Genomic DNA, 7,220 nt, shown 5'->3' with positions numbered 1-7,220 from the left:
CATAAAAACGGCGGAAACATTTTCGTCTTGTTGAGCTATATATTTTGTTTTGTCAATCATTTGTAACTGTGTCATTTTTCTAATTTTTAAATGTTGATAATAGAAATTTTCACTACTTTTCGAAAGCAATGAAAAAGTTTTACGTTGTTTATTTTGGACAGTTACTTATAGCTTCATCGGATTATACTTTTTTATGTTCAACATTCTGTTTGGTAAAATTACCGCCAACGGTTTTCGGCTTTGCGTAGTGGCGGATTTTTAGCACTAATGTTGATGCGAAGACGAAAGCTCAAACTTACGAAAAAGTGTCATACGAAGCACTGAACCCGCCATTACGCAAAACCGATGTTACCTGCTGTATTTTTTCAGAGTTCAATTGTTCGTTCTATATTTATCTGCTCCAAAAACATTTCATCGTGCGACACAACAATTAGTGTTCCTTTATATTCGTTTATTGCCATTGTCAAAATTTCCACATTTTGAATATCTAAATTGTTCGTTGGTTCGTCAAGAATAATGATGTCGGGCGATTTACTGTTAATGGTCAAACAACACAATAATAAACGCATTCTTTCGCCACCGCTCAACGTAATACAAGGTTTGTCCCAATCATCTTTTGTAAACAAAAAACGGTTTAAACGGACTTTAATTTCGTGTTCTTGCAATGCCGAAGTGTTGAATTGTTGGGCTTGTTCGTAAACTTTCAGATGGTTGTTGAGCAAAGAGTAATCTTGGTCAATGTAAACCGATTTGTTTTCTGCCTGATAAATTCTTCCTGTTTGCGGTTTAATGTTACCCAAAATGAGTTTTATCAAAGTGGTTTTTCCCGAACCGTTTTTCCCTTTCAATGCAATGCGTTCGCCACTTGTAATTTGAAAATTTAGATTGTCTTGCCAAAGTGGTCTGTTGTCGTAACCAAAATTGATGTATGTTGCGGTAAACAAAACTTTTCCTTTATGCAACGCTGAATTGTCAAAGCCGAATTTCATTTTGTCAATGTCGGGCAACGAAGAGCGAAGTTCTTGTAAGTCCTGCGAAAGTCCACCGATTTTTTCTGCGTGAATACTTTTCAATTTTGAAGTGCTGTTTTCAGCATTGTTTCGCAAAGTATTCATCATTATTCGGGCAACACCCGATTTTTCTTGTTTGCCTTTGCCACGACTGTCTAATTTTTGTTGTCGTTCCAAAGTTTCCCGTTCTTTTTCTTTGGCTTTTCGCAACGCCTTTTCTTTGCTTTGAATGTCTTGGCTCAAAGCATTGTTTTCTATTTGCTTTTGTTCTTTGTAAAAGTCGTAATTACCGCCATAAACTTTAATTCCATTTTTGCTCAACTCACAAACGCTGTTCAAAAGATTGAGTAATTTTCTGTCGTGGCTTACGATTATTAAAGTGCTTTTTGTGTTCTGAACGAAGTCATACAAAAGTTGTCGGCTTGCGCTGTCCAAATGATTACTTGGTTCGTCCAACAAAATCAATTCGGGTTGATGAATGGAAATACCTGCAAGGAAAACTTTGGTTTTTTGTCCACCACTCAACGCTTCCATTTTTTGCGACAAGCTCAAATCATTGAGTTGCCAATAGTTTAACGCTTCGGTGCAACGGTCTTCGATTGTCCAATCGTCATTCAGTAAATTGAAATTTTCTTCACTTGTATTTCCGTTCAAAATTTCTTTCAAAGCGTTTAATTTATCTTCAATCCGCAATGCTTGTGCGATAGTTAAATGATTGAATTGCCCGAAAATTTGCGGAACATAATACGGTTGAGTTTCAACGCTTATTTGTCCGTTTGACGGTTGAAGTTCGCCTGCAATAATTTTAAGCAAAGTAGATTTTCCTACTCCGTTGTTGCCGATCAACGCTGTCTTTTCGTGATTGTTTACTGTCAGATTAATGTCGCTAAACAGTAAATCTTTGTTTGGGTGTGTATATGAAATGTTTTGTAAAGTAAGCATAATTCCTTTCTTTAAAGATTAAACAATACAGCAACCGCTTTGCGGTTGTTGTTCTGATTTGTCTGAAAGAAATTATTTTTTACATTTTGTCTTACTTAAATTTTTGTGTCTGCAAATATACGACTTTTCTTTTAACACGGTCGGTCGTAATATAGCAGGTAACGGTTACGTATTGGCGATGGTGGGGCATTTGAAAAACGTCAGCCCAACATTTGCACTAATGCCCGATAGAAGCACAAATGTTGAATTTATAACTATCAGCCCCACTATTGCCAATACGATGTTGGTGGCTGGGCTTCTTTCAAAAGAACTCGTCTAATAATATATAAAACTCTATTTTATTTTTGTTTGGCTTATCAAGTCCATATACCTTGTAAAATATGTCAACCATTTCTGGTCTAAAATTATCTCGTATGTTTCTAACAGCAAGTGCAATATCTTGATATTTATCTGTTATACCTCCATTGCCAATGTCTATAAAACCACTTAAGTTATGATTGTCAAAAATTAAGTTGTCAAAACAGTAATCTCCGTGTGTAAACACTAATTCATAGTCTGATGGCTTTATGCTTAATAATTTCACAAATAGTTCTTCGGGGCTGTAAGTTTGATTTTCGGGTTGTAAGTCTGTAAAATCAATTAACCCACTATCTAAATTAAATCTTGCTTTTGAAATTTTCAAGTCAAGGTGTTGAACCAACGCAGTATTGTCAATTTTCAAAGAATGAAGTTTTTTCAATGATATTGCATATTGCTTAATAATTTCTTCAGTTTCTATTTTATCAAAATAATATTCAAGAGGTTTTCCTTGCAGTTCCGTCATACATAACAATTCAAAGTCGCTTAATTGTTCATAAAAAATAATCTTAGGAACTGGAATTTTTCCGTCAAGCCATAAATAATTTTGATAATCGTATTTGAGGTTTACATTATGGTTACTATAAATTTGTTTTTTGAGAATAAAACTCTTTGATTCATCTGTCGTAACCCTGAACAATTCAGCATTTGTTGAACCACCTGAAATTTGTGTGGTAGTATAATTTCCAAAATATTTGTCAAGTTGATTTTTTACGTCTTTACTGATGTCCATTTGCTGTGTCTTTTAGCCTTGCCACCAACGGAAAAAGTATTGGCGAAGAACGGGCTACCTTGCAGACAATTTCAAAGGAAAACCGTACTTGAGCAAAAATTTTTTCCTTTTGCTAATATACGAAAAAAGTAAAAGGAAAAATTTTTTGCGGATACTGCTAAATGAGTCCTCAAAGACAGTATTCACCCCGTTTTTTGCCAATACACTGTTACCTGCAGTGTTTTTTATGCTTTTTCTTTTACAGTTCGCTTTTTGGAATTCGTTTTTTTAATTTTTCTTTCTTTCAAGAATTTACTGAACGCCAAATCTTGTTCTTTAGTTGTCTTTTCATTTACAAAAACAACCTCCTTTTCTTCCAATTTCTTTATATTAATCATAATTTGAAATCTTTATAATATTGTTTAACCAAAATTTTTGCTTCTTTTGTATCAATGAACATTCGATTTCCTGCGAATCTTTTTGCTCCCAAAGTTTGTTCATAATGCGAAATCAATTGCGTTTTTGCAATGAACGAAACAATTCCGTCGTAACTTTTTTCAAAAGAAACTTTACAAGCAAAAGCCACCAAATTTCCTGCCACACCATTGTAAAGTTTGTTCTTGCCTTTATTGAATTTTGCACTTTCAATCAAGTCCATAAAAATATGGTCTCCTTTATCAGTTAGAGAAATCAAACCTTGAATAATTTTTGGATTTTCAACTGTATTTAGTTTAAAAACAGATTTTGTTTTTTCTCCAATTTCAGATTTCCAATCGAAAACCCAATCAGCATTTTTAATTATTCCTTTTTCAGTGCTAGTAATTTCAGTGATTTCAGTCAAAAAACTTTCGCCTGAAATAGCATTCTCAATTGACTTTGTTAGTTTGTCAATTTCAAAATCAAGTTGTATTTCAGTTTGTTTTTTCATACCTCCAAAATACAAAATTTATTTGAAAATCAATCGAAAATCTAGTTTTTAGCACGGTCTTTCTAACATTGCAGGTAACGGTTGGGTATTTCTGTTGGCGGGGATTTTTATAACTAATCTTTGTAAATATAACAAAAAGAACAATTAGCGAAAATCTTCATGATGTAAACTTCAACCCCGCTAATAGAAATAGCATGTTAGGCGATGTATTTTTTATTATTCTTTACCCCAGATAATGATATTTGCTAAGTTATCAACTTTGAATTTTTCAGAAAGTTTATTTAAATTATTTGAGTAAATCTCCAATTCTTTCAAAAGTAGATTAAATGCTACAACCGTTTTATTGTAGTTTAAACGTATTTCTTTTTGGGTTGATACTGGAATAAAAGTTTCATATTCATCTTCACAGATAATTATAATTTCATTTGCTCTTTTAGTTATTAAAGGACTTGGATGACATTCTGTTAAATAAAAATCGGTGAAATTTTCATTTAAGATGTTTTTCCAAAGTTGAATTTCTTCAAGTAATCCACAACATTGTGGAAATAATTCAATTTCGCTATTAATCGATAATGCATAACCACCAAAAAGAGAAATAGAATCTTCGATATCAGTATCTCCAATATGTAAATCGATTATTTTTTCCATATCATCTAATGAAATTTCAAACAAATTGTATTGATAAATTCCAGATTGAATAGGTTCAGGAAAATTTGAATAATTTTTTTCTATTTCTTTTTTTTGATAAATATCCCATTCCTTTTGATTAGTAAAAGGAAAACCTTCAGGTTTTAATTCGCTGTTTTCGTCTTTTAAAGTAGGAGGTTCAATTAAAGGAATAAATTTAATTTCGTTCATTTACGTGATTTTGGGGAATATATCGCCTAACACTCAAATATATGAATATTTATGAATCAAGCATCATAAAATCGTAATTTTTTTTGAATCTTTATTAAGTATTTGTATATTAATATTTTATAGCTATATTTGGATTGCGTATTTTAAATTATTGGCGGCGGATAACATCCAACGCCATCTGATTTTAGCTTTTTTTAATATATAAAAAATACGCAGTGGTGGTATGGATTTTTCAGACAAAAGATTTCAGTTTTCCTCCGGAACTCACAACGGCTCCAACGTTATTTGGGTGCAGTTTGAAAAAGACCGGCAGCTCATTTCCTTTCTGCGCGAACACACAAAAGCACGGTGGTCCGCCTCACAAAAAAAATGGTATGTTACCGATAACAGGCACTACCGCAAACTTTTTGGGCTGCCCGAGAAAATAACCGGCAAGGCAGTACTCTCCAAAATTCACCTTGTCAATTTGCCGGAGTTCCAGCGTTTCCAGGAACATCTCCTGCTGAAGCGGTACAGTCAAAATACCTTACGCACTTACAGCATAGAATTTGCACAGTTGCTCTACATCCTAAAAAGTTATCCCGTGCAGGAGCTTTCTCCCGAACGTTTGCGGTCTTATTTCCTCTACTGCCACGAAAAACTGAAACTCTCGGAAAGCGAAATCCACAGCCGCATGAATGCCGTAAAGTTTTATTTTGAGCAAGTGCTCCACCGCCAAAAAATGTTTTTCGACATTCCGCGCCCAAAGAAAAAGCTGCTGCTTCCCAAAATGCTCAGCAAAGCTGAAATCAAGAAAATAATAGCTGCCACACTAAATCTCAAACATTCACTTGTTCTGAAAGTGTGTTACGGCATGGGGCTCCGTGTGAGTGAAGTGGTAGCGTTAAAACTTTCCGATATCGACAGTGCGGAAATGCTGGTGCGCATCGAACAGGGGAAAGGTAAAAAAGACCGCATCGCCGTACTTCCCCAAAGCTTACTGCCCGAATTGCGGGAATATTACCTGAGCTACCGCCCAAAGGTTTACCTTTTCGAGGGTAAAGAAGGCGAGGCATATTCTGTACGGTCTGCGCAGGCGGTATTTAGGAAGGCGATGGAAAAGGCAGGCATTCGCAAGAAAGTCGGTATTCACGGATTGCGCCACAGTTTTGCCACTCACTTAATGGAAACAGGAACCGATATCCGCTTTATTCAGGAGCTCCTTGGGCATAATTCCATTAAAACCACCCAAATCTACACGCATGTGACAGACCTTTCAAAGTCCAGGATAAAAAGTCCGCTGGATTCTTTATAATTTTTTTCTAAAACGGCTGTTCTTTCCTGTTTAAAAGTGTTTCTCCATTTTGATATTTGCTCTTTCGTAAACTCCACTTTCAAGTTCAACTTCTTCAAACCCATATTTTCTAAATAAATGAATAGCCGATTGCAACGTTGTGTTTGAGTATAAAATAAGTATCGTTATTTGTTTTTGTTTGGCAATATTTAAGCAATGTTCAATCAATATTGTCCCAATACCGTGTCCCTGTGCTTTGTCGCTGACAGCCAATTTACCTAATTCGTAAACCGTTTCACTTTTCTTTAACAGTGAGGCTGTACCAACAATTTCACCATTGAGTTTAGCATAATAAATATGGCCGCCTTTGTCTATGATATGCTTTTGGGGATCTGAAAGTGATGCAACATCACCTTCTTCTATACGAAAATATTTTTCAAGCCACTCGTAATTCAGTGTCTTAATTGGTTCAGATAACTCTTCTGAAAATTCTATGATATCAACCAAGTTTTTTTTACTCATTTGCCGGACAATTACATTTATAGATTTTTTTAAATCGACTGTTCTTCCCTGCTTACATCACTTCTTCCACAGTATAGATCCAATTTAAAACCAAAAATAAATTGGAGAAATAACAGATTTATTATAGATTTTTCTATTTTTTTAAAGAAATTAATAACTTAAAGATCCGCTGAACTAAAGCTTCGGCAGCTTTAACAACCGCCTAAATCTGTAACTTTGTAAAATTAACTAAAAACGGGTAAACCGCCCAAAAAAGAGACTCTTTCAGAAATCCCCTGTAAATCTCTAAAATCCTTCGCCGATAAACCCATAATGCTGAAAAAAAACTCCCGAAGCTTCCGTTAAATAGGGTATCACTGTTCGTTATTCGCACGCAACAAGAACTTAGCTGTTGAACTAAACCTCCGGTAGCTTTTCCCATTTGCCGTTTAGTAACTTTGTTTTTATTAACCTTTTAAAAACTCATGAAATGGCTAAAAAAAAAAATCTACGGAGGATTTAAGGACCAACTATATAGCTCCAACAGATAATTGTATTCATGATGGCTCCACAGTTAATACAAAGAGTTTGGATATTGTTATGACGTATTTGGGACATTTTAAAATTTAATAATAAATT

General features: G+C 34.5%; 6 protein-coding genes. 1 reads left to right on the top strand and 5 read right to left on the bottom strand.

Annotated elements, in window-relative coordinates; all coding sequences use genetic code 11:
• Window positions 1-365: 365 nt before the first annotated feature.
• From abc-f to ACEYOS_RS06345, 4 genes are all read right to left on the bottom strand, one after another.
• Complete coding sequence (abc-f, locus tag ACEYOS_RS06360) at window positions 366-1,952, bottom strand: ribosomal protection-like ABC-F family protein (RefSeq protein ID WP_373709108.1); 1,587 nt, start codon at window positions 1,950-1,952, stop codon at window positions 366-368.
• Window positions 1,953-2,253: 301 nt separating this feature from the next.
• Window positions 2,254-3,042 carry an APH(3') family aminoglycoside O-phosphotransferase gene (locus ACEYOS_RS06355; protein ID WP_373709109.1) on the bottom strand — a complete coding sequence of 263 codons (789 nt, stop codon included), beginning with the start codon at window positions 3,040-3,042 and terminating at the stop codon, window positions 2,254-2,256.
• A 373-nt stretch (window positions 3,043-3,415) separates the two neighbouring features.
• A complete protein-coding gene (locus ACEYOS_RS06350; protein WP_373709110.1) occupies window positions 3,416-3,949 on the bottom strand; it encodes a hypothetical protein in 534 nt (177 codons plus the stop codon).
• 216 nt (window positions 3,950-4,165) lie between these two features.
• The gene (locus tag ACEYOS_RS06345) at window positions 4,166-4,807 is read right to left on the bottom strand and encodes a hypothetical protein (protein WP_373709111.1); all 642 of its coding nucleotides are present in this window, start codon (window positions 4,805-4,807) and stop codon (window positions 4,166-4,168) included.
• A 223-nt stretch (window positions 4,808-5,030) separates the two neighbouring features.
• Here ACEYOS_RS06345 and ACEYOS_RS06340 point away from each other — a divergent pair, with 223 nt between their 5' ends.
• Entirely contained in the window at window positions 5,031-6,101 is a 1,071-nt protein-coding gene (locus ACEYOS_RS06340) for a tyrosine-type recombinase/integrase (RefSeq protein ID WP_024567409.1), read from the top strand.
• Window positions 6,102-6,131: 30 nt separating this feature from the next.
• On the opposite strand, the gene ACEYOS_RS06335 is transcribed toward ACEYOS_RS06340, so the two are convergent.
• Window positions 6,132-6,602, bottom strand: a complete 471-nt coding sequence (locus tag ACEYOS_RS06335) for a GNAT family N-acetyltransferase (protein ID WP_024565583.1) — start codon at window positions 6,600-6,602, stop codon at window positions 6,132-6,134.
• Window positions 6,603-7,220: the final 618 nt, after the last annotated feature.

The sequence above is a fragment of the Kaistella sp. genome, assembly GCF_041824135.1.
In the GTDB taxonomy this organism is placed as follows: Bacteria; Bacteroidota; Bacteroidia; order Flavobacteriales; family Weeksellaceae; genus Kaistella.
This window is presented reverse-complemented; position numbering and strand designations above follow the sequence as displayed.

Bases quoted from the DNA above. Each gene is read 5' to 3' on its own strand.
- ACEYOS_RS06355 (WP_373709109.1), bottom strand. From the start codon at position 3,042: ATGGACATCAGTAAAGACGTAAAAAATCAACTTGACAAATATTTTGGA.
- ACEYOS_RS06335 (WP_024565583.1), bottom strand. From the start codon at position 6,602: ATGAGTAAAAAAAACTTGGTTGATATCATAGAATTTTCAGAAGAGTTA.
- abc-f (WP_373709108.1), bottom strand. From the start codon at position 1,952: ATGCTTACTTTACAAAACATTTCATATACACACCCAAACAAAGATTTA.
- ACEYOS_RS06350 (WP_373709110.1), bottom strand. From the start codon at position 3,949: ATGAAAAAACAAACTGAAATACAACTTGATTTTGAAATTGACAAACTA.
- ACEYOS_RS06345 (WP_373709111.1), bottom strand. From the start codon at position 4,807: ATGAACGAAATTAAATTTATTCCTTTAATTGAACCTCCTACTTTAAAA.
- ACEYOS_RS06340 (WP_024567409.1), top strand. From the start codon at position 5,031: ATGGATTTTTCAGACAAAAGATTTCAGTTTTCCTCCGGAACTCACAAC.